This window comes from Falseniella ignava (assembly GCF_002847645.1).
GTDB lineage: Bacteria > Bacillota > Bacilli > Lactobacillales > Aerococcaceae > Falseniella > Falseniella ignava.
Genome location: NZ_PKHE01000003.1, coordinates 1 through 22,645, shown reverse-complemented (window position 1 = coordinate 22,645; position 22,645 = coordinate 1). Strand labels below are relative to the sequence as shown.

Sequence of the window (22,645 nt, the reverse complement as noted above, 5' to 3'; positions counted from 1 at the left end):
CCTCCAAAATTAATTTAAATAATAATTAAACATATTGACGCTGAACCCCTTCAAAATAGGCTGCATCAATAATCCCGCCGCCTAAACATTCATCACCTAAATAGAATACGACCGCTTGCCCTGGAGTTACCGCACGCATCGGTTCTTTAAAAATCACTTTCGCTTTAGTTAGCGTTTCATCTAATTCGACGGTGACAGGCACATCTTGTTGGCGATAGCGAATTTTCGCCGTACATTCAAAGGTCCGCCCTAAATTCAACGAATGTGTAAAATGAACTTGAGAGGCAGTCAAATAATCTGAATAAAGGTTCGGATGATGAAAACCTTGACCCACATAAAGAGTCTTGGTTGCTAAGTCTTTCCCTATCACAAACCAAGGCTCCTCTAGCTCGCCTCCACCACCAATGCCTAATCCGTGGCGTTGACCAATTGTGTAGTACATTAAACCAGCATGTGCTCCTTTATCTTCCCCATCCAGTGTCATCATTCGTCCAGGTTGGTTCGGTAAGTAATGGGATAGAAATTCATTAAAGTTACGTTCTCCAATAAAGCAAACCCCAGTCGAATCTTTCTTCTTAGCAGTAGCTAATTGATGTTCTTCGGCAATTTTACGCACTTCTGATTTTTCCAAATGACCAATTGGGAAGAGCGCCTTCTGTAATTGTTCTTGGCTCAATTGATTTAAGAAATAAGTCTGATCTTTATTTTGATCCTTACCACGCAATAAATGAACGACTCCATCTTCATCACGTTCAGCTCGAGCATAGTGCCCCATCGCAATATAGTCTGCGCCTAAATCCATAGCATAATCTAAAAATGCTTTGAATTTAATTTCTTTATTACACATAACGTCTGGATTCGGTGTCCTACCCGCACGATATTCAGCTAGAAAATATTCGAACACCGCATCCCAATATTCCTTTTCGAAGTTGACGGAATAATATGGAATATTTAATTGATTGGCAACAGCGGCCACATCTTCATAATCTTCTGTTGCCGTACAGTACCCTGTTTCATCCGTATCATCCCAGTTCTTCATAAATAAACCAATAACTTCATAACCTTGTTGTTGTAATAAGAGTGCCGCAACAGAAGAATCTACTCCGCCACTCATACCTAAAATTACTCTTGGTTTAGACTCTCCCACTTCACATTTCTCCTTATGATTAAGCATTAAACATCATGTTCAATTAAGACATGTCGCTCAACAAAACCATCTAAAATAAAATTAATCTTTTCAATAATAACTTCGTTATTATTTAATTGGGTCACATCGATGGTTTTAAATCCTTTTTCACTCGCAGTTGACATCTTTAATGTTTTTAAATCTTCATCAATCATCACTTTGAAGACCAAGCCTTGTGCATTATCTGTCTTTAAAGAACGTTTATATTGAAAGTTACCTTTATTCGTATTAACAAACCCATTGTCACGAAGCGTGTATGGACGGGCTTCTGGACTCACACTAAACACACGGTCGAACCCTTTTAAACTTGCTTGCTGATTGAATGCCATAATTATTTGTCTCCTTTTTCTTTAAGTTCTACTAATGTTTTTACAAATTGATCTATTTCATTTTTAGTTGTTTCTGGGCTGAATGAAATACGCAAACTTTGGACTAAACGATCTGTTTCATTCGGATAATACGCTTTTAAAATACGGCTTGGTTGAATACTACCGGCAGAGCAAGCCGATCCAGCAGAAACAGCGATTCCCACTAAATCCATCTGAATTCGTAACTTTGCACTCTCAAAATCGGGCAGCCAGAGATTGACAATATTATCCACTGAATGTGTTGTATTTCCATTGAGGTGATATTCAATTTTATGCGCCTTCAAGGACGTTAGTAAATCATCTTTAATAGACTGATAGTGAGCTAAATGTTGCGTCAATTCTCCCGTAGCGAGTTCAATTGCCTTTGCCAATCCTGCAATGTATGGAATATTTTCTGTCCCCGCTCGCTGAGACCGTTCTTGTCCCCCACCAACAATCATTGGATGCAATTGCATTGCAGGATTTTGTGGACGATAAACTAAAATCCCTACCCCTTTAGGGCCACTAATTTTATGGCCGGTTACTACGAAAGATGTAATGGGATAAGATGCATAGTCGCAATCAACTTTACCAATCGCTTGCACCGTATCACAGTGGAACCAATAGCCGCGGGACTGGGCTGCTTTAGATATACTTTCAATCGGAAGAATCGATCCCACTTCATTATTCACTGCCATAGCAATCCATCCCGTTGTCTGTGGGGTTGAAACAGCTTCAAATTGTTCCACAGTAAATTCCCCTTCAGAATTAGGATCGACTAAGGTATAGGTAAACCCTTCATCTTCGAGTTGTTCTAAACACTTCAATACGGCCGAATGTTCGATTGAAGTAGCTACAAGATGATTCCCCTGGCCAAGCTCGCGACTTTGATAAGCTTGCGAACGAATCGCCCAGTTAATAGCTTCGGTCGCTCCACTGGTAAAGTAAATTTCATCCGAAGAAACATTCAAACAACGGGCAATCGTTTGTCTTGAAGATTCTAACAACTCATGCGCTGTTCGACCTAATTGATAAGTGCTTGATGGATTGCCATAGTGTGTCGTTAAAGCCTCCGTAATGACTTTAATCACATCCGGATGTACCGCGGTCGTTGCCGCAGAATCAAGATAAATCATTCGATCACTCCTTTATTTTATAACAAATTTAAACATTTATTGTCTCAGTGTTCTTTTTTCTCGAATCGCATCAAAAATTGGCACTAAAAAGATTGCGATAAAACCAGTTGAAAAACCATTATTGTATAGTGTGGACCCCAAATGTAAGGTCAGTGTTTTGCTAAGTAAAGTCATATGCATAAAACCAGCAAATAATCCTCCAAGTAAGCCGTAATGACTCGTTAGAGGTGAAAGACCAAAAGCAAAGAGCATCGGTAACACAACCCCATTCGAAGAAAGGTTAACACCATAACACCAGCCTGCCAAAATCACCCCGAGCATTGTAGGAATCACGTTTAATGGATGCGCACCTGCGGCACCAAAAGCCATTAATGATAACATCGCACCAATCGAAGTACCATTCATTGGAAATTGTATCGCATAAATAAAACTTAATCCCACTAAAACATTCAACGCCATATTCAAACTCGCTGTATGTAACCCATAGGTCTGGATAAAATCATCACCTGCAATACCACGCGAAAGAATCAATTTCGGATAATTTTCCTTCACTTGTTGCCACTGGCTCAAGGCGAATAGAATAAAAATAACCGATAAAATCATTAAAAAATCTGTAATATGCGCATGGGCATGAGTACTAATAATATTCACCGGCGCAACTTCCATATGCAATTGTGCCATTACCGCAGTCACAACAATCCCAATCAACCCAGCAACATACCCATAGTTAAGTAGTGTCATGCCTCCATGGAATTTCGCAGTTTTATTGGCTAAAGGTACAGAAATCATCCCGATTATTACTCCAACTATAGCGCCAGCAACTAGCGAACCGATCGAATGGCCTCCCATTAACCAGATAACTGAAGACATCGGTCCTAATGAATTAGCATACATCGCAAAGGCAAAATTTTGAGCAATTGACTCTCTCGCCCACCAGCTATAAAGACAAACGCCTATCATTGGCGGAATAATATTCAAAAAATGACTCCCAAAAAAAGCATGGCCACAAGAGAAGAATACACTGGCAACATAAGCACCTTTAAGCTCTTTTGCGCCGCTTAAACGATATAACAAATGCGCAATTAAAAAATGAACGGCCACGTTAATAAACGTTGCACTAACACCACCGATTTCCAGATAATCATGCGTTAGTATCCCCGATTGATTCAAAATCACTTTGACACCATTCAGAGCATCCGAACGGTCCGGCATAAACATTGCAAAAATAAATGTATAAACACTCATCATTAAAAATAAATTACGTTCAATCCATTTTGTTAAACGTTGCTTGTGTATGGTCATCTCTTACCTCCAGATAAATCTTCTTTTAAGCTAATTGTTGAATAAAAGCTTTGACTACCAAATTATACACTAATTAGGTAAAATTGTAATGTAATCAAGATAATGAAAGGAGCATTCTATGCAGAAACCACTGGCTTATCGGATGCGTCCCCAACATATTGATGAAATTATCGGTCAAAAGCATCTAGTCGGTCCAGGAAAAATTATTCGGCGCATGGTTGATGCCAAGCGACTATCTTCAATGATTTTATACGGGCCTCCTGGAACGGGAAAGACCAGTATTGCTAGCGCCATTGCCGGAAGTAGTCGATATGCCTTCCGAATTTTAAACGCATCGAACGATGGTAAAAAAGAATTAGAACAAGTTGTTGAAGAAGGTAAAATGTCTGGTTCGGTTATTTTACTGCTAGACGAAATTCACCGTCTTAATACGACGAAGCAAGATTTTCTCTTGCCCCACCTCGAAAGTGGACGGGTTATATTAATTGGAGCTACAACCGAAAACCCATACTTAACGATTAATCCTGCGATTCGAAGTCGTGTTCAAATTTTCCAAGTGAAGCCTCCCCAATCGGAGGAGGTCAAAGAAGCTCTGCAACGAGCTATCAAAGATAAAGAGCGTGGTTTAGGAGAATACAACATTGAACTTTCTGAAGATGTTTTAAATCACTTTGCTCACGTTACACTAGGTGATATCCGTTCAGCATTAAACGCGCTTGAATTGGCAGTTCTATCGACCCCTCCTGAATCCGACGGAACGATACGTATTACCCAAGAAATCGCCGAAGAGTGCTTGCAACATAAACGGATGGTTCACGACAAAGATGGCGATGCTCATTATGATACGATTTCTGCCTTTCAAAAGTCAATTCGTGGATCAGACGTTGACGCTGCCCTCTATTATTTAGCCGTTTTAATTGAAGCGGGTGAATTAACAATTGCATGCCGCCGCCTTCTCGTAACGGCTTATGAAGACATTGGACTTGCAAATCCCGCTGCTACCTTAAGAACGGTCTCTGCGGTTCAAGCTGCTGAACGTCTAGGATTGCCTGAAGCGCGAATTCCTCTGGCATTTGCCGTAACTGAATTAGCTTTAAGTCCTAAATCAAATACGAGTTACATGGGTATCAATAAAGCGATGGGTGCTATTCGGGACGGGAAGGTTGGGCCAATTCCTCTTCATTTGCGGGATGCGCATTATTCAGGTGCGAAAGACTTAGGTCACGGAGTTGATTACTTGTACCCGCATGATTATCCACACCATTACGTCACGCAACAATATCTACCCGATGTGCTAGTAAATGAACAATTCTTTAATCCTGACACTTCTAATAAATACGAATCTACACTAAGTCAGATTTATCAGCAACTAAAGCAAGACAAAAAAAGTTAAACGTTACCATTGTTGATAGATTAATCTTTTATCAAATATTTCTTTCGATTTTTGTTGCTTTTTTGAAAGTCTGTGCTATAATAAGAATATAGAAAGATGTCTGAGGTGTTCGTTGTAAGTGCAATGTGTGGACCGAACGCTTTATGAATATATCGGGATTCTATATCGGTAATTGGATGACAGGCCTTTTCATTTGGAAGTCAGAAAATGCCGTGGGAAGCCCACCTGTAATTACTTACAGGTCAATACTCGTACTTACATAAACGGCACCATCGGATATTTTTTATTAAAGTCGGCAATTGCTGGCTTTTTTATTTTATTTCAAGGAGAGCCTATAATGAAATCCATTCGTTACATTCTACTTAGCCTTATTTCAATCCATTGGCTAGATATCTGTAAAGTTAAACACGTTGAATCAAAATAACTAATGGAACTGAGCCGAAAGATTAACCTCCTCATAAAAATAGGAATCAAACAACCGCCGTTGTCTGATTCCTGATTTTTTATTCTGCTTTTAATGCAGCTACTGTCATATAATTGTATGGTTGGTTAAAATGCGGTAAGAAGAAAATATCAAGTAATGATAATTTATCAATCGTAAGTTCTTCTTGAATTGCTAGTGAGAACATATGAATTGCCATTGACACATCATATTCAGATGCTAACTGTGCACCTAAAAGTCGTCGTGTAGCACGGTCATAAGTGAGTCTGATTTTCACCGTATAATTTTCTGGGATAAAGTTAGGGAATTGTAAATCCTCATAATCAACGTATGCCACATCGATACCGGCTTCTTTAGCTGCTTTCACACTTAAACCTGTTGAAACCATCTTAAAGTCATAGATACAAATTCCATTCGAACCTTGAATTCCAGCACCTTCAAGGTGAGTACCGCCAATATTATGAGCCGCGACAATACCTGAACGAACGGCATTAGAAGCTAGCGCAATATAACTATCTGATTGTAACGCATTGGAGTAGTTATTGGCACAGTCTCCAATAGCATAGACGTTATCATCGCTTGTTTTGAAAGTACGATCTACTAAATAAGCACCATTATCGAACGTCTTCAAGTGGTCTCCCGCGAGAGAAGCATTTGGAATAAACCCAATTGAATTTACCACTAAATCTACTGAATACTCGCCACGGTTCGTCTTTAATCCACAAACATGGCCATCTTCATTCCCTATATATTCTTCTGCCCACTCATCTGTTCGTACATCGATGCCGTGATCTTTTAGATTTTGGTCCATTAAACGTGCAAATTCTGGGTCATAATAATTTGATAAGGTTGTAGAAGCTGCATCAAATAAAGTTACTTTTTTGCCACGGCGTTGCATCGCTTCAGCAATTTCAACACCAATGTATCCTGCACCAATTACAGCAACGGATTCAACTGCTGGGTCTTGCAATGCATGGTCAAGCGCTTGTCCTTCTTGGAATAATTTTAAGAAGTAAAGTCCTTTTAAGTCATTACCAGGAATTTTTGGCATGATTGGAAGTGAGCCTGTGGCGAGAATCAATTTATCATAGTCAAATACATGCACTTCACCCGATTGATCGGTCGCGTAAACTTGTTGCTGTTCGTAATCTACACGATCAACCGTTGTTTCCAAATAAATTTGAGCACCCTTTGCTTTAAAGTCTTCTTCTTTAGCATAGAATAACTTATCATACCCATCAATTTGTCTTCCAACCCACAATGCCGTCCCACATCCTAAGTAACTTAAGTTTGAGTTACGGTCAATCATCACTAAATCAATTCCTTCGTATTGATCCAACAAGGTATTAGCAGCAGCAATCCCCGCGTGATTTGTTCCAATTAATACAACTTTCATCCGTTGCACCATCCTTTATTTTGTATTTATTTTTCAATTTTTCAAAACTAAACTTATTATAACCACTTGTGAACATTTTATCAATCAAAACCATTATTCTATTAAACATAAAAACCAGGTATTTTCATTTATGAAAATACCTGGTTCACAAAAATAATTAAATTTGACTATTTTTATATGATTATTTTAAACGCTCAACATCGCGAGCAATTTCACGTTCTTCGTCTGTTGGAATATTAATAACGGTAATTTTTGATCCATCTTTAGAAATAATCGCTTCATCGCGTGTATTATTCTTTTCAGTATCAAGTTCACAACCGAACCATGAGATTCCCTCAATAATTGCCTCACGCGTTTCTTTTGAGTTTTCTCCGATACCTGCTGTAAAGACAATAATGTCTACTCCATTCATTACAGCAATGTATTGTCCGATATATTTTTGAACACGGCTATTGAACATATCTAACGCTAATTGCGCACGTTCATTTCCTGCTTCAGCCGCTTCTTCCACGTCACGCATATCACTCGATACACCTGATACACCTAGGGTTCCTGATTTTTTGTTGAAGATATCAATCATTTCGCTAACTTCTTTAATACCTAATTTATTCATTAGGAAAGGAATTAGAGATGCATCGATGTCCCCAGTACGTGTTCCCATCTGAAGACCTGCTAATGGAGTGAATCCCATTGATGTATCGACTGATTTACCACCATCTACCGCTGTAATTGAAGCGCCATTACCTAAATGGCAAGTAATAATCTTTAAGTCTTTAATATCTTTACCAACGATTTCAGCGGCACGGTTTGCTACATATTTATGTGATGTTCCGTGAGCACCGTATTTACGTGCTTTAAAGTCAGTATAGTATTCGTATGGTAAGCTGTATAGATAGTTAACAGGTGGCATTGACGTATGGAATGAAGTATCAAAAACTGCTACCATTTTTGCATTTGGTAATTTTTCTTGCATTGCACGAATTACAACTGCTTCTGCCGGGTTATGAAGTGGTGCAAATTCAGATAAATCTTCGATATGTTGAACGACTTGTTCATCAATCACTGTTGATTCTTTGAAGATTTCTCCCCCTGCAACAACACGGTGACCAACACCGTCAATTTCATCAAGGCTATCAATCACTTTATGCTCTTCTAATTGAGAAAGTAATAAATCAATGGCTACACCATGATCTGGAATATCTTGAACGAGTTCTACTTTTTCCCCATCTCCATATTTTAATGTAAAGACAGAATCTTCAATTCCAATTCGCTCTACGAGCCCTTTCGCAATGACATGCTCAGATGGCATATCATAAAGTTGATACTTAAGACTTGAACTTCCTGCATTAATTGCAAATGTTTTTGACATTTAGAATCTCCTATCTATTTTGTTTTCTTACGATATTTGTCAGCTGCGGCTTCGAATATCATTTATGACACTACCATACGATAACGTCATAGCTAAGTTTATTATACTTTAATTCATCTGAAAATGCTATGCTTCATTCTAATCTGATAAACTTATATGATTACATTCTCTCCGGTGCAGCTACCCCAAGCAATGAGAGTCCATCCTTAATTACAGTAGCTACAGCGTTCAATAAAGCCATCCGCGCATTCAATTCTTCATCATCATTTAAGATACGAACATTGGCATAATAGCGATTGAAAAGTTGTGCCAACTGGATAACATATTTTGAAATAATTGAAGGCTCATAGCGTTCTGCTGCACGAACAATGGTAGATGGATAAGCTTGCAATTTCTTCACGAGTTCCCAACTATAGTCATCTGTTAATGATAGCGCTGCAGTCAAATCAATGTTTTGTTCATAACGGCTTAAAATACTATGAATTCTCGCATGAGTATATTGAACATAGGGCCCAGTCTCACCTTCAAACTGAACAACTTCTTCTAATTCAAAGTCAAAGTTATTCGTACGATCGTTTTTCAAATCATGAAAGACGACGGCTCCAACACCGACTTGGTGCGCTACCTCTTCTTTATTTGGTAAATCAGGGTTTTTCGCTTCAATTTGTTCGCTAGCTAATCGAATCGCTTCATTTAAAACTTCTTCAAGTAGAATAATTTTTCCTTTACGGGTTGAAAGTTTTTTACCTCCGACTGTAATTAAGCCAAATGGGATGTGGTGCATTGACTGTGCCCAATCATTGCCCATTTTTTCAAGTACAGCTTTTAACTGCTTAAAGTGATTCGATTGTTCATTACCAACCACATACAAGCTTTGATCGAAATGATATGTGCGATGGCGGTAGTACGCTGTTGCCAAATCTCGCGTAATATATAGTGTCGCCCCATCAGATTTTTTAATTAATGCCGGCGGTAAATCACACTCATCTAGACGTACGATTAAAGACCCTTGGTCAATTTCGGATAATCCTTTTTCTTCTAGCATGTCTACAATCTCGTCCATTTTATCATTATAAAATGATTCGCCCGTATAATGGTCAAAATGAACATTCAACATCTTATAAACTTTATCAAATTCTTTTAATGACTCATCTTTAAACCAAGTCCAAAGTTGAATCATCTCAGGATCATGCTCTTCTAAACGTTTAAAAGCAGCGCGACCTTCGTCATCTAAACTTGGGTCTTCTTCAGCACGTTCATGGAATTCAACATATAATTTAACGAGCTCATTCACTGGGTCTGCTTTTACTTTCGCTTCATCTCCCCATTTCTGATAAGCCACAATCAACTTACCAAATTGCGTTCCCCAATCACCCAAGTGGTTAATATTAATTGTATGATAATTTATTTTCTTTAAGATTAAAGACAATGCATTCCCAATAACAGTCGATCTCAAATGCCCCATTGACATAGGTTTGGCAATATTTGGTGAGGACATATCGATGGTGACATTTTTTCCTTGACCAATATCTAATGAACCATAATTTTCACCGGCTTGATTGACCTCTTTAATAATTTGATCGGATATCTTTTGTCGATCTAATTTGAAGTTAATATAAGGTCCTACCGATGCAACTTGCGAAAATGCTGTTGTATCGATTTGTTCGACTAATTCTTCAGCAATCAGATTCGGTGCTTTACGAAAAGCTTTGGCTAATGTGAAGACTGGAAAAGCTAAGTCTCCATGTTCGGTATTATTAGGTACTTCGATAAGTGCTTCAACTTGTTCATAAGATAAATGTTCATGTAATATGGCGTGAAGCTCTTTGGCGATTATTTCTCGTTGATTCATACTCTTTCTCCTATCATATATTTAATAAATAAAAAGCCTCCAAGACACAGGTCTTAGAGGCGAATTTAAAATCCACGGTACCACTCTAATTAATTGTAAAAACAATCAACTTTCTCATGTTAACGGTATGAAACCGGCTTAAGCTCAATCATTCGCTTAAGCGATATAAGAAGTGCGCTTCATTTATACCTCTTGCTTGGCTCTCAACTACCCAAGTCGCTGTATCTAAAAGTATATAAACTACTCTCTTCTCATCTTTAAACTATAGTCTAATTATAACATGAATGTATTTGATATTTCAATCACGGAACAGCGTTCTCTTAAGTTAAAAAATAAACGGATTTATATATCGTCACGGATTAATGGCATTGACATACAACGTGGGCCACCACGACCTCGGACCAATTCACTGCCTTTAATTTTAACAAGTCGAATTCCATGATCTTCAAGTAACTGATTCGTTATCGTGTTCCGGTCATAGACAACGACAACCCCTGGCGCAATCGCTAACGTATTGGACCCATCATTCCACTGTTCTCGAGCCGCATCAACAATATCGCCACCACCACAAGAAATTAAAGTTACTTTTTCCAATCTAAGTGCCTTTGCGAGGACATTATCCAGCTTCGTAGAATCTTGCTCATCAATTATGACCGAACCATCTCCAGCATCAACAATTGAAACCACTCTAAGTCCAGCATTAATTTCTGGGTGAATGGTGAACTTGTCATAATCAACCATCGTAAAGACTGTATCTAAATGCATAAATTTACGATTTTCTCCAATTAAAAATGCTAACACTTGCTTAAACTGCCCTTGTTCAAAAAGACGACGTGCAAGCAATTCAATTGAACGTGAATCTGTTCGTTGAGAGATTCCGACCGCAACGACCTCCGGCGATAGAACTAAAATATCTCCACCTTCAATATCCGTTTCATCATCACGGTAGTAGTAGCGTCTGACTTGGTTGGCATAGGCAGGATGGTATCTAAAAATATAATCACCGTAAATCGTCTCACGATTGCGCGTCACTTCATGCATATGGTTAATAGCAACACCATGACCAAGCAACGCAAAAGGATCTCGCGTAAAATAAAGACTTGGCATCGGATCAACTAATAATGGATAATCACTTTCAATCAAATCAGCGAGTGAGTCGTGATGTGACATATCAATCTCATTTTTTCGATAGCCTTCCATTGTCTTCAAAATCATGTCATAAGTTGACATCGATAATAAATTTTGGCGCACTTGAGCTCTGAGGGTTTCGGATACAATCCCCGATTCATCCAACCACTCATCGATAAACTGCGCTTTTACATTTGCTGCATCAATCGCTTCTGATACTAAATCTTCAAGATAGACTACCTCTACCCCTTCTTCACGTAAAACTTGAGCAAAGTAGTCATGCTCTTTTTGAGCTTCTTCTAAAAAAGGAATATCATCAAAAAGTAATCTTCCTAAATAATCCGGCATTAAATTATTGAGTTCTTTGCCTGGACGATGCAAAATTACTTTTCGAAGTTTTCCAATTTCATTAAATACATGGATCGGTTGATTGCCCATAGCTGATTCCTTTCTAAATAGCATATAAAACTTATTTTCGCTTCCATAAAATGTAAACGCTTATAATACTATTCTAATATGAATTCGAATGTAATGAAAGGCTTTTCTTAAAATAAAAGAGACTTCTCGTCAAAAAGTCTCTTCGTTGGATTTAGGATTTGTAAGATACTAGGTACTCCCAGTCTCTTGTTTTATATATATATAGACCAAAGAATACAATTAAAGCGTTCGATAACAACATCGAAATCCAAATTCCGGTTGAACCTAAAGAGGTGAAAGTACTGAACAACCAGATTAGGGGTAAGCGAATAAACCATAATCTTCCCATCGTCATAAGCATTGAATACTGCGTTTGACCACACCCTTGGAAATAACCATTAATAATCGAGAATAGCCCCATAAAGAAGATGATAAAGGCTGAAAACATTAGATACTCGATTGCCTGACTCCATAAATGATCACTACTTCCGGTTTTAATAAAAATACTGAGTAATGGAATACGAAATACTACAACTAATACAGAGGAAATCACTGACATTAAAATTACAATGACAATCGCTCGATTAAAGACTTGTTTACCTCGTTCAATTAATCCCGCTCCCATATGCTGACCAATAATTGAAGTTAAAGCTGCTCCAATCGCCATTTGAGGTTGGGTTAAGATATCGGTCACTCGGTTTACCATCGAGTAAGCTGCCAATGTATCGGTTCCATAAGTGGTGATCAACCCATTCAATACCGTAAAACCTAACGCAGAGCCACTGTAGCCTAGTGCGGATGGAATTGAAATTCGAAAGATTCGTTGGATAATTTGCAAATCAAAATGTTCTCGTTTTAATCTCAGGGGAACTTGCGAATCTTTGGTGACAACGATAATCGCTAAGCTTAATAAAACAATTTTAGAAATAACGGTTGCCCATGCTGCACCAGTAATCCCCATTCCTAAACCAGATAATCCGATTAACGGTACCCGTTCAAAGATAAAGAGTGGGTCCAGAACAATATTAATAATCGAAGAAATAATACTAATAAAAGTAATATGTTTCGTTAAACCTTGTGAATTTAACATCGCTTGATAGGCAAAATAAATAAAATCAAAAAAGATACCTAGAAAATTAATCTGCAAATAAATTAAAGACTTATTATATAGTGTTCCCTTTGCCCCCATTGCAGATAGCATCCAGGGTGCTGCAAGAAAGCCGAATATCGAAAACAAAGTAGCTAAACTTAACACAATCAGTAGCATATTACTGGCATAACGATGTGCTGTATCCATTCGTTCTGCTCCAATAAATTGTGATAATAGCGCCGTCCCTCCAACACCAACCCCCATACCGATTGCAATAAATAAAAAGTGTAAAGGCCATATAAAGGCGGTCGCTGCAAAATCTTCTGGCGATAGTTGTGCAACAAATAACCCGTCCACTAAGTTGTACATTGTCATCACAATATTATTCAACATTAAAGGGACTGAGATTGTAAATATAACTTTCGTAATCGATTCAGATAAAATAAAATTTGTTCGTTGATTTCCTTTCATTAAAAACATCACCAAATTCATTATAGATTCACTGAATGATATAACATTCATCACTCATTCATTTTACCATTATACCTGAGGCCAAAAAAATGTGTAACTTTATCTACTAAAAGAAGATAAAGTTACACGAAAGTTCATTAGTTATGTTCATGTTCATATTCATATTCCCAATGATATTGGCCTTCTAAAGTCTGTTCATCATAATGTTTCAAGACACGCACAACTTGGTTTGTTAGGAAGAAAATAGCGATTAAGTTAGGCACCGCCATTAATCCCATAAACATATCTGCTAAGTCCCACACTAAACCAGGTGTTACCAATAAACCACAGAAAATAAAGAACAGTGCGACAATTTTAAAGTTTTTAATAATAAACTTATTATTCGTTAAAAACTTCATGTTCGATTCGGCAAAGAAATACCATCCCACAATCGTTGTTAACGCAAAACAAGATAGTGAGATTGAAAGGAAACCTGCACCTAACGTACCGAATGAATTCTCAAATCCTGTTTGTGTAATTAAATTCGCAACAGAAGTCATTTCGCTAGCAGGTACAGTTAGGTCATAACTACCTGATAACATATTGACCAATACCGTTGCCATACAAATTAAGAATGTAGAAATAAATACACCAATCATCGCTACAAACCCTTGTTCTGCCGGATGCTTCGTCGTCGCTACAGCGTGTGAATGAGGTGTAGATCCCATCCCAGCTTCGTTCGAGAAGAGTCCACGTGATAGGCCGAAACGAATCGACTCTTGAACGGTTACACCTAGCACTCCCCCGCTAATTGCTTGCGGTGTAAAGGCCCCTTGGATAATATAACCGATTGCGGCTCCGAATTTATCGGCATGCATAATGATAATAAGTAGCGCTGAGAAAATATAAAGGAATGCCATTGTTGGAACTACTTTTTCAGTAAAAGCAGCAATTCGATCCATTCCACCTAACAAGATGGATGCCACAATAACAATTAATGCAATCGTTACAATCGATTTGTTAATTCCGAAAGCACTATTAATCGAATCAATAACGGAATTCGATTGAACCATTATCCCAACAACACCAAGTGCTAAAATACATAGTACCGCAAAAACTTTTGCTAAAATGCTAGATTTCAAGCCATCTTTAATGTAATAAGCTGGTCCCCCGCATAGTTCACCTTCGTCATCACGATGACGATAAACTTGCGCTAGAACCCCTTCTGCAAAAATCGTAGACATTCCGAAGAAAGCTGATAAAAGCATCCAAAAGGCTGATCCAGGTCCTCCTGCTGCAATCGCGGAGGCAACCCCAACAATATTCCCCGTTCCAACTTGTGCAGCAATCGCTGTGGCTAAAGATTGAAAGGGTGTCATACCACCAGGAGGTGCGGGCACACCATCCTTAATATCTTTAATCATCCTGCCTAACGCTGGAAATACTCGTTTAAATTGTGGGAATTTGAGACGAATCGTTAAATAGATCCCTAAACCAACTAAACCAAATAATAGAACATATTCCCACAAAATTACATTGACAATTTCAACAAACTTCAATAACCCATCCATAAATAAAATTTCCTCCTATTGTCTAAACATCCGATGTCATTTGACGCGGTGTTACGACAAATTCATAAACTAACCAAATTACTGCTGAACGAATAAATGCTGATAAGAATAATGACGTAAAATCCGTCTGAAGCAATGCACCATCCGCAAAGAAGAAACGAACTAAATATTCAATCGTATTCCCTGCAAAGTCACATAAAATTAATAAGATAATCAGTGAGTTTTCTTTCCCAGTCTTTTCGTTTCGGACTAAATATTTAAAGAACAAGCCATAACCTAAATAAAACAATAATTCCAAAGCATATAAAAGAATTAAATTAGGCGAAAATTCGTGGGTTGATAAAACCGATACGAATACTCGCATTAAAAAGACCATCACCCCTGAAACTGCGACTGTAGATAAAACATCGAGAGCTGGATTAGATAACAGTGCGACAATAACGATAACAATACCGAGTGTCACCCGTAAATAACCTGTCCCAATTTGAAGACTAAATAATGAAGCGAAGGCTGCTAGTAAGCCAATCAAATACTTATTATTCATTCTTGCACCTCCTATTTTTTTAAAATACATCGTTCATTATACCATAGAATATTAAAAATACTAATTCGCTTTCAATCATCGCTATCCTCTTGATTTCAGATAATAAAAAGAAACACCCATGTGATGACTAAACTGCCTCACATGAGTGTTACCCTTTGTTATTTTATTCGTACTGAATCAATCTAGTAACTAAGCTTCCATTGCTACAGGATAAACAGATACTTGTTTTTTGTTTTTACCTTTGCGTTCGAATTTTACAACGCCATCAATTTTAGCGAATAATGTATCATCGCCACCACGACCTACGTTATGTCCTGGGTGAATTTTTGTACCACGTTGACGGTAGATAATTGATCCACCTGTGATAACTTCTCCATCCGCTGCTTTAGCGCCAAGACGTTTGGCAATTGAGTCACGACCATTTTGAGTCGAACCTCCACCTTTTTTCGTCGCAAATAATTGAAGATTTAATTTTAACATTGTTGCACCTCCTATTGTTGGTTAACTTGATGATTATTTAGCTGAATATATTCTGGATAATTATCAGCTAAGACTTGATATGCTAAATATAAATGCTTTAGCAAAACTTGACTATCATGAGCTTGAGAACGAGTCAATTCATCAGGCAATGTTATTTTTACAAAACCTCCTTGCTGCTCATCCGCTTCCGTTTCTAGTTGATGATCTATCAACAACTGCAAAGAATTTTCAACCGAAATAATTTGACTCGATACCGCTGCACAGATTATATCTTCACCATACTCGCTATAATTAGCGTGGCCAGATACTGTAACGGATTTTATCGTCTCTTTCTCACTCTCAAATTCAATTTGAATCATTATTAAGCGTTAATCGCGTCAACTACCAGCTTAGTATAAGGTTGTCTATGACCTTTTTTAGAGCTAGAGTCTTTGCGACGACGGTATTTGAAGATTGTTACTTTCTTACCGCGACCTTGCTTTTCTACCGTAGCTTCGACTGTCGCACCTTCAACGAATGGTTTACCAACTTTAACAGAATCTCCACCAACGAAGACAACTTCATCAAAAGTAACTTTGTCTCCTTCAGCAGCGTCTAATTTTTCAACAAAAATTGTTTGACCTACTTCTACTTTCAGTTGCTTACCACCTGTTTTAATAATTGCGTACATTTAAGCACCTCCTATATTATTTTAAGGATAGATATCCTACACCGATACTCGCCATGTAAAGTGATTGCTGCCAATTCTTAAACTTTACCTGAGCGGTTGCAGTTGGGTGCACAAATACAACAGACAAATATTAACAAAATTATTCACTCTTGTCAAATCATAAATAACTTAATTGAGTGTCTGAGAGACTCGATATAATGTTAAAAGAAACTCATGATCTTTTAATTTCTAATTTACTTTAAAAAAAATAGTGCTATAATGAAATCATATAAGTATGCGCTATCATATTTATAAAAAAATATTGGAAAGGAGATCTGGCTTTAGTTGAAATATCTGAATAATTTTGAAAATAAGGAGGCTATTTAAATGGATAATTTTGTTCAGACGATAGATCCCATAGTTAAAGCAATCAATAAACAACTATGGGGATGGCCGATGATGATCATATTAATCGGTTTTGGGTTATTATCGACATTATACTTAGGTTTCCCGCAATTTAAAAAATCTAAATTAGGTTGGGATAACAGTTTTGGTCAAATTTTTAAGCGTGACAAGAGTAACAAAGAGGGTTCAATGTCTTCTTTCCAATCATTAGCAACTGCCGTAGCTGCACAGGTCGGTACGGGGAACATTGGTGGGGTTGCTGGAGCGATCCTTACTGGGGGACCTGGAGCGATCTTCTGGATGTGGATTACTGCGCTTGTTGGTATGGGAACGATTTTCGTCGAAGCATTACTTGCTCAAAAATACCGTCAAACACGCAATGGTGAACTCGTTGCAGGACCTGCTTTCTACTTAAGTCAAGGTCTTAAAAATCATAACTTAGGTGGTTTTGGTAAGTTCTTAGCGGGTGCTTTCTCAGTTTTAATTATCGTGGCGCTTGGATTTATCGGGAATATGACCCAATCGAACTCCATTGCCAGTGTAATGACTGAAGCATTCAATATTCCACACTTACCAATCGGAATCGCATTAGCCGTCGCTTCGGCATTAATCTTTATCGGTGGGATGAGTCGAATTGGTAAATTCGCTGAATTAGTCGTACCTATTATGGCATTTATTTACTTTATTGCAGCAATTGTAATTATTGTTACTTATTCAAGTCATCTTGTCCCAACATTGAAATTAATTTTTGAAGAAGCCTTCAAAACCGAAGCGGTTGTAGGTGGGGTTGCTGGTTACTCCATTCGTACTGCAATTCGTTACGGGGTTGCTCGTGGGCTCTTCTCTAACGAAGCAGGGATGGGTTCAACACCAAACTCACATGGTGTAGCCGACGTTCCACACCCTGTTGTCCAAGGTTCTGTTGCGATGATTGGAGTATTTATTGATACGATGGTTGTATGTACTGCAACTGCTTTAATTATTTTAGTAACAGAATCATATAAAGTTGAAGGTATTGCTGGGGCACAAATTACAATGCAAGCGTTTAACACCGCAATCCCTGGTATCGGTGGTAAATTCTTAGCCATCGCCTTGCTCTTCTTCGCTTTCACAACGGTAATTGGATGGTACTACTTCGGAGAAGCGAATATTAAGTACTTATTCAAATCACCGATTGCTGTTCGTATCTATCAAATTTTAGTATTTGGATTTATTATTATTGGAACAGTGTTAGAAATTGGATTTGTTTGGGAGTTAGCCGACTTGTTCAACGGGCTGATGGTTATCCCGAATATTATTGGTCTCTATATCTTAGTTAAGGAAGCGAAAAAACTTACCGAAGACTACGATTACCAGATCAAAAATGGCGAAGCGCTTCACTATCATTACCAATACGAATCGCTTCATTAGTTCGATGCAATATAAAAGGATTAACTTCCAGTGGAAGTTAATCCTTTTTGTGTTTAAAAAATTAAATAGTCTTCATAACCTAACTGCCTTAATACCCACTTAGTCGGATAATATAATACAATAATCAGCACAATATTAAAGATAAATGTTGGAGCCAATCGACTGGCCAGGAATGTATTGATTCCGATCGTAGTATAGCCAAACTTGAGATAGAACAAATAGACAATTAAGTCTAATAGAGCAAACGAAATGACAAAGAATGAAGCTAAAATCCAACTATTTTTAGGGAAATATTTTTTCGTATGGACGACGGAATAAGCAATGATAAAATATATTGCGGCATATAACCCTAAAATCATTGTATTATACGAATCGTAAAATAATCCGAAAATAAAACTATACAGCAAGATATTGCTATCTCGAAAATAAAACGCAAAAACAATGATAAAGTATAGCGTAATATGCGGAATAATGATCTGACCTGGACTGATAAAGGCTTTTGGAAAAATAGCCGGTAGGACCGCATCAATAATCGTTGTCAAAAATAATATAAGTGGAATCGTCCACTTTAGACGATGCCAGCGATTAAATTTCATCAAGATTCATTCCGCCCTTCTCGGCGAATAACGGTCACAAAACGAATATCCGTCATTTCACCAGCCGGAATCACTTCGACAACTTGAAAGAGCCCATACTCATCCATATAAGTCTCCGCTACTTTCCCAATCAATAAACGACTTGGAATCACACCACCCAGACCAGATGTAATCACCATATCCCCCGGCATAATTTCTGCAGATGGATCAACCTGTGTCATTAAGTAATGTCCGTTCCGGCGATTATAACTACTAATAACCCCATTCGCTGAGGACTCCCCTTGGGTTTGAACACGTGCTGCTACCATGCTATTGTTCTGTTGTTGTGTTGTCAATAATTCAACTTTAGAACTGGTTGGATTCACCTCAACAATTCGTCCGATAAGACCATTCCCTGCCATCACTGCCATATCCTTAGTGATGCCATCATTTTGTCCTAAGTTAATCGTCAATGTTTCCATCCATTGGTCTGGATTTCGTGAAATAACGGTGCCATGAATAATATCATAATTTCCTAGAACTTCAGTTAATTTTAATTCCTGACGCATCTTCTCATTTTCAGTTTCTAAATCAACCACTTTCACTTGAAGCTCATCAATTTCATCAATTTTCAACTTCAAACGTTGATTTTCTTCGTGAGTATTAATTAAATTATCGATTGAATCGACAAAACGCACTACGCCATTGACTGGATTTGAAAAGACTCGTCCTACCCAAGCCCCTGTTTCATTAAAGGCACTTGATATAACATTACTTGTACCGTTGGTTATGGAGTAAAATAGTAACGCGATAACCACGATACTTCCAATCAAGGCTCCAATTATTTTTTTATTATTTAACATTTTATTCATCCTTATATATTGTAATCTCAAATTATCCCTGTTTGCTCATTGAGGTCATATTTTTAATCAATTGTCCCGCCCCCATCGCAACAGCATCTAACGGTGAATCTGTTATATTTACCGGAATTTTTAACACTTCTTCAATTCTTTCACCAAGACGTGGGAGTAAAGCGCCGCCTCCCGTTAAGGTAATACCATTAGATAAGATGTCAACGGATAATTCAACATCCACTAATTCTAAAACTTTTTGAATCGCTGTAATAATCTCTAAAATTAAAGGATCAATGGATTCTAAGATAAATTGCTTCGTAATCGCTTGTTCAGTTGGCAATTGTGTCACAATATGACGTCCTTGAACTTTTTCAGAAATTTCTCTCTCGTCATCAAACACGATTGCGCTAGCTAATTTGATTTTTAATGCCTCAGCATCTTCTGGCGAAACTTTAATTTGATAATGTTGACGGATTGCCATCCGAATGGCATCATCAAATTGATTGCCAGCTATTTTGAGCATCTGTGATTTTATAATGTGTTGATATGATAAAATCGCAATATCGGTCGTACCTCCGCCAATATCACAAATTAATTGTCCTTCAGCTGCTTCTATATTTAACTTTGCACCTAGTGCTGCAGCATAGGGTTCTTCAATAATCATCGCACGAGTGATTCCCAAACCTTTGATCGTATCAGTTAAAGCTTTATGTTCTAATTTAGTAATGTTGCTAGGCACACAGATAACAACATCAGGATTAGACAATTTTCGGATCAAAGCTTTACGAATAAAAAATGCGAGCATTTCTTTAGTATAATTCAAATGGGCAATAACACCATTCACTAAGGGAGATATCACTTCACAATGTTCTGGAAGATGTCCAATCATTGCTGCGGCTTCTTTTCCAAAGGCAATTATTTGATTCGTCTGATGATCTACTACGACTAATGAGGGCTCTCTTAGCGCGACTCCGCGATCTTCAATATAAATTACAGTATTTACGGTGCCCAAATCAATACCTAGGCGCTGTCGATTGAATATCATTACGTCATCCCTCCGTGCTGTAGTAATACTTCAACCATTATAGCAAACTCAACAAATGAAAACTACTATCCTTGTTTTGTTTAATAAAAAATTAAAAACCTACTAAAAATAGTAGGTTTGATGTGAACCCCAAAAGTTGGAGTTTTATTTAAGCGGCTAATTGAGCGGTATGTTTTCGGTATTCAACTGGACACATACCGTTCAATTTTTCTTTTATTCGCTGGTTATTATAATAGTTAATATATTTATTTATCTTTTGTTTTAATTGTTCATAAGTCATTAAAGGTTCACCATAATACATTTCTTGTTTTAAAATTCCAAAAAAGTTTTCCATCGGTGAGTTATCCAGACAATTTCCCTTTCGAGACATACTTTGAAAAATTTTGTTTTCCTTCAAAGTGTTAACCCACTGTCTGTGTTGATACTGCCAACCTTGATCGCTATGAATGGTGGTTCGATATACAGCGTCTCTTTCAATTATACGTATCGTTTCCTTTAAAGGTTTTATCACAAAATCTAAGGTCGGGTGAGCGCTGATATTCCAAGTAATGATCTCTGAATTAAACAAATCCATCATCGGGCTTAAATAAAGTTTCTTCCCATCGATTGTATTAAATTCTGTCACATCAGTAACAATTTTTTGAAGCGGATATTTCGCATTAAAACGACGTTTTAAACGATTTGGTGCGGTCTTACCAATCTTTCCTTTATAAGAATTATACCTACGTGATTTTCTCCAGAACTTCGTGCATTTTAAGCCTAATTTTTTCATTAATCGTTGAACTTTCTTATGATTAATTTTTTCATCCAATCGCTTCTTTAATTCAACAGTTATTCGTCGATAACCGTAAGTTTCCTGTGAATCGTTAAAAATAGTTAGAATTTCTTTTTCTAACACTTCATCCGGATTCGGCTGCTCTAAACGATTTTTGTGATAATGATAGCTACTTTCTGGTAACTCCAGAACAGTTAAGATGTCCTTTAGCTGAAATCCCTTTTCAAAAATTTCTATAGCGAATTGGGTTTGTTGGGATCTCGATGGTCTCTCAGACCCAATTCCTTTAGCTTTTTTAGGTATAAGTTTTCTATTTTTAAATAGTTTACTTCCTGACGTAAATGTTCAAGTTCCTCTTTTTCGCTAAGATTCATTTTTTGTGATTTTTTACTTAGTTTTGGCTTCTTATGCATGTTGGAAGGCCTCCCGATTGGATTATTTAACTGATTAGCCCCTCCTTCAAGATAAGCCCGCCGCCAGTTGGCGATAAGAGATGGATTGTTTAAACCAAATTTTTTGGCGGTTTCTCTGTAGGAAGCCCCAGTTTCTTGCTTATAGTGTAATACATTAAGTTTAAAATCTAAAGGATACTTTGTTTTTCCTTTGCGAGGTTTCAGGCTATTCTTCCCATAATTCTTATAGTTATTAACCCATTGTTTTGCCAGACTTTTATCAGAAATTTGATATTTATTCGCTAATGCTCTATAACCTAGTTTTCCTTCAAAATATTCTTCAACAACACGCATTTTAAATTCGTAACTATATTTTTTAGACATAAAATGACCCCCATAAAGTTAGTTTTTAACTCTAACTTTCGGGGGTCACCTCA

21 protein-coding genes, 1 other RNA gene and 2 other annotated features are annotated in these 22,645 nt (G+C 37.5%); of the genes, 3 read left to right on the top strand and 19 right to left on the bottom strand.

The window, feature by feature from the left end; translation table 11 throughout:
- Positions 1-25: 25 nt before the first annotated feature.
- From mnmA to CYJ57_RS01700, 4 genes are read right to left on the bottom strand one after another with little or no spacing between them, the layout of a single operon-like run.
- Positions 26-1,174 carry a tRNA 2-thiouridine(34) synthase MnmA gene (mnmA, locus tag CYJ57_RS01715; protein ID WP_101953825.1) on the bottom strand — a complete coding sequence of 383 codons (1,149 nt, stop codon included), beginning with the start codon at positions 1,172-1,174 and terminating at the stop codon, positions 26-28.
- Positions 1,174-1,515 (bottom strand): hypothetical protein, encoded by a 342-nt coding sequence (locus CYJ57_RS01710; protein ID WP_006701103.1) that lies wholly within the window; start codon positions 1,513-1,515, stop codon positions 1,174-1,176. Before CYJ57_RS01710 ends, mnmA begins: the two co-directional genes overlap by 1 nt.
- A gap of 2 nt (positions 1,516-1,517) precedes the next feature.
- On the bottom strand, positions 1,518-2,669 hold the full coding sequence (locus CYJ57_RS01705) for a cysteine desulfurase family protein (RefSeq protein WP_101953824.1): 1,152 nt from the start codon (positions 2,667-2,669) through the stop codon (positions 1,518-1,520).
- Positions 2,670-2,705: 36 nt separating this feature from the next.
- The gene (locus CYJ57_RS01700; RefSeq protein WP_101953823.1) at positions 2,706-3,971 is read right to left on the bottom strand and encodes a DUF1576 domain-containing protein; all 1,266 of its coding nucleotides are present in this window, start codon (positions 3,969-3,971) and stop codon (positions 2,706-2,708) included.
- Positions 3,972-4,089: 118 nt separating this feature from the next.
- On the opposite strand from CYJ57_RS01700, the gene CYJ57_RS01695 reads away from it, so the two are divergent.
- Complete coding sequence (locus tag CYJ57_RS01695) at positions 4,090-5,364, top strand: replication-associated recombination protein A (protein WP_101953822.1); 1,275 nt, start codon at positions 4,090-4,092, stop codon at positions 5,362-5,364.
- A gap of 94 nt (positions 5,365-5,458) precedes the next feature.
- A non-coding RNA gene (ssrS, locus tag CYJ57_RS01690) (6S RNA) lies at positions 5,459-5,647 on the top strand.
- A 220-nt stretch (positions 5,648-5,867) separates the two neighbouring features.
- Here ssrS and nox read toward each other — a convergent pair.
- The 10 genes from nox to rplU all read right to left on the bottom strand — a co-directional run bounded on the left by nox (position 5,868) and on the right by rplU (position 16,773).
- Positions 5,868-7,202: a H2O-forming NADH oxidase gene (nox, locus tag CYJ57_RS01685; protein ID WP_101953821.1), complete on the bottom strand. Its 1,335-nt coding sequence runs from the start codon at positions 7,200-7,202 to the stop codon at positions 5,868-5,870.
- Between the two features lie 181 nt (positions 7,203-7,383).
- Positions 7,384-8,571 (bottom strand): acetate/propionate family kinase, encoded by a 1,188-nt coding sequence (locus CYJ57_RS01680; RefSeq protein WP_006701097.1) that lies wholly within the window; start codon positions 8,569-8,571, stop codon positions 7,384-7,386.
- Positions 8,572-8,731: 160 nt separating this feature from the next.
- Positions 8,732-10,423 (bottom strand): arginine--tRNA ligase, encoded by a 1,692-nt coding sequence (gene argS, locus CYJ57_RS01675; RefSeq protein WP_101953820.1) that lies wholly within the window; start codon positions 10,421-10,423, stop codon positions 8,732-8,734.
- Between the two features lie 52 nt (positions 10,424-10,475).
- Positions 10,476-10,687: a binding site (T-box leader), on the bottom strand.
- A gap of 78 nt (positions 10,688-10,765) precedes the next feature.
- Positions 10,766-11,989: an arginine deiminase gene (gene arcA / locus CYJ57_RS01670; RefSeq protein ID WP_101953819.1), complete on the bottom strand. Its 1,224-nt coding sequence runs from the start codon at positions 11,987-11,989 to the stop codon at positions 10,766-10,768.
- A 151-nt stretch (positions 11,990-12,140) separates the two neighbouring features.
- Positions 12,141-13,550: an MATE family efflux transporter gene (locus tag CYJ57_RS01665; protein WP_180764351.1), complete on the bottom strand. Its 1,410-nt coding sequence runs from the start codon at positions 13,548-13,550 to the stop codon at positions 12,141-12,143.
- 116 nt (positions 13,551-13,666) lie between these two features.
- Positions 13,667-15,079 carry an alanine/glycine:cation symporter family protein gene (locus CYJ57_RS01660; RefSeq protein WP_101953817.1) on the bottom strand — a complete coding sequence of 471 codons (1,413 nt, stop codon included), beginning with the start codon at positions 15,077-15,079 and terminating at the stop codon, positions 13,667-13,669.
- A gap of 22 nt (positions 15,080-15,101) precedes the next feature.
- On the bottom strand, positions 15,102-15,623 hold the full coding sequence (locus CYJ57_RS01655) for a hypothetical protein (RefSeq protein ID WP_006701092.1): 522 nt from the start codon (positions 15,621-15,623) through the stop codon (positions 15,102-15,104).
- Between the two features lie 189 nt (positions 15,624-15,812).
- A complete protein-coding gene (gene rpmA / locus CYJ57_RS01650) occupies positions 15,813-16,103 on the bottom strand; it encodes a 50S ribosomal protein L27 (RefSeq protein WP_006701091.1) in 291 nt (96 codons plus the stop codon).
- A gap of 11 nt (positions 16,104-16,114) precedes the next feature.
- Entirely contained in the window at positions 16,115-16,462 is a 348-nt protein-coding gene (locus CYJ57_RS01645; RefSeq protein ID WP_006701090.1) for a ribosomal-processing cysteine protease Prp, read from the bottom strand.
- Between the two features lie 2 nt (positions 16,463-16,464).
- Positions 16,465-16,773, bottom strand: coding sequence for a 50S ribosomal protein L21 (gene rplU, locus CYJ57_RS01640; RefSeq protein WP_006701089.1), 309 nt, complete (start codon positions 16,771-16,773; stop codon positions 16,465-16,467).
- 34 nt (positions 16,774-16,807) lie between these two features.
- Positions 16,808-16,881: a sequence feature (ribosomal protein L21 leader region), on the bottom strand.
- A 258-nt stretch (positions 16,882-17,139) separates the two neighbouring features.
- On the opposite strand from rplU, the gene CYJ57_RS01635 reads away from it, so the two are divergent.
- Complete coding sequence (locus tag CYJ57_RS01635) at positions 17,140-18,567, top strand: alanine/glycine:cation symporter family protein (RefSeq protein ID WP_101953816.1); 1,428 nt, start codon at positions 17,140-17,142, stop codon at positions 18,565-18,567.
- A 53-nt stretch (positions 18,568-18,620) separates the two neighbouring features.
- Here the strand turns inward: CYJ57_RS01635 and mreD are convergent, their stop codons facing one another.
- From mreD to CYJ57_RS01610, 5 genes are all read right to left on the bottom strand, one after another.
- Positions 18,621-19,163: a rod shape-determining protein MreD gene (gene mreD, locus CYJ57_RS01630; RefSeq protein WP_006701087.1), complete on the bottom strand. Its 543-nt coding sequence runs from the start codon at positions 19,161-19,163 to the stop codon at positions 18,621-18,623.
- Positions 19,163-20,005, bottom strand: coding sequence for a rod shape-determining protein MreC (gene mreC, locus CYJ57_RS01625; RefSeq protein WP_006701086.1), 843 nt, complete (start codon positions 20,003-20,005; stop codon positions 19,163-19,165). Before mreC ends, mreD begins: the two co-directional genes overlap by 1 nt.
- Before the next feature lie 31 nt (positions 20,006-20,036).
- On the bottom strand, positions 20,037-21,041 hold the full coding sequence (mreB, locus tag CYJ57_RS01620) for a rod shape-determining protein (RefSeq protein WP_101953815.1): 1,005 nt from the start codon (positions 21,039-21,041) through the stop codon (positions 20,037-20,039).
- A gap of 148 nt (positions 21,042-21,189) precedes the next feature.
- Entirely contained in the window at positions 21,190-22,098 is a 909-nt protein-coding gene (locus CYJ57_RS01615) for an IS3 family transposase (protein WP_244896567.1), read from the bottom strand.
- Entirely contained in the window at positions 22,050-22,592 is a 543-nt protein-coding gene (locus tag CYJ57_RS01610) for a helix-turn-helix domain-containing protein (protein WP_006700979.1), read from the bottom strand. Before CYJ57_RS01610 ends, CYJ57_RS01615 begins: the two co-directional genes overlap by 49 nt.
- Positions 22,593-22,645 lie beyond the last annotated feature (53 nt).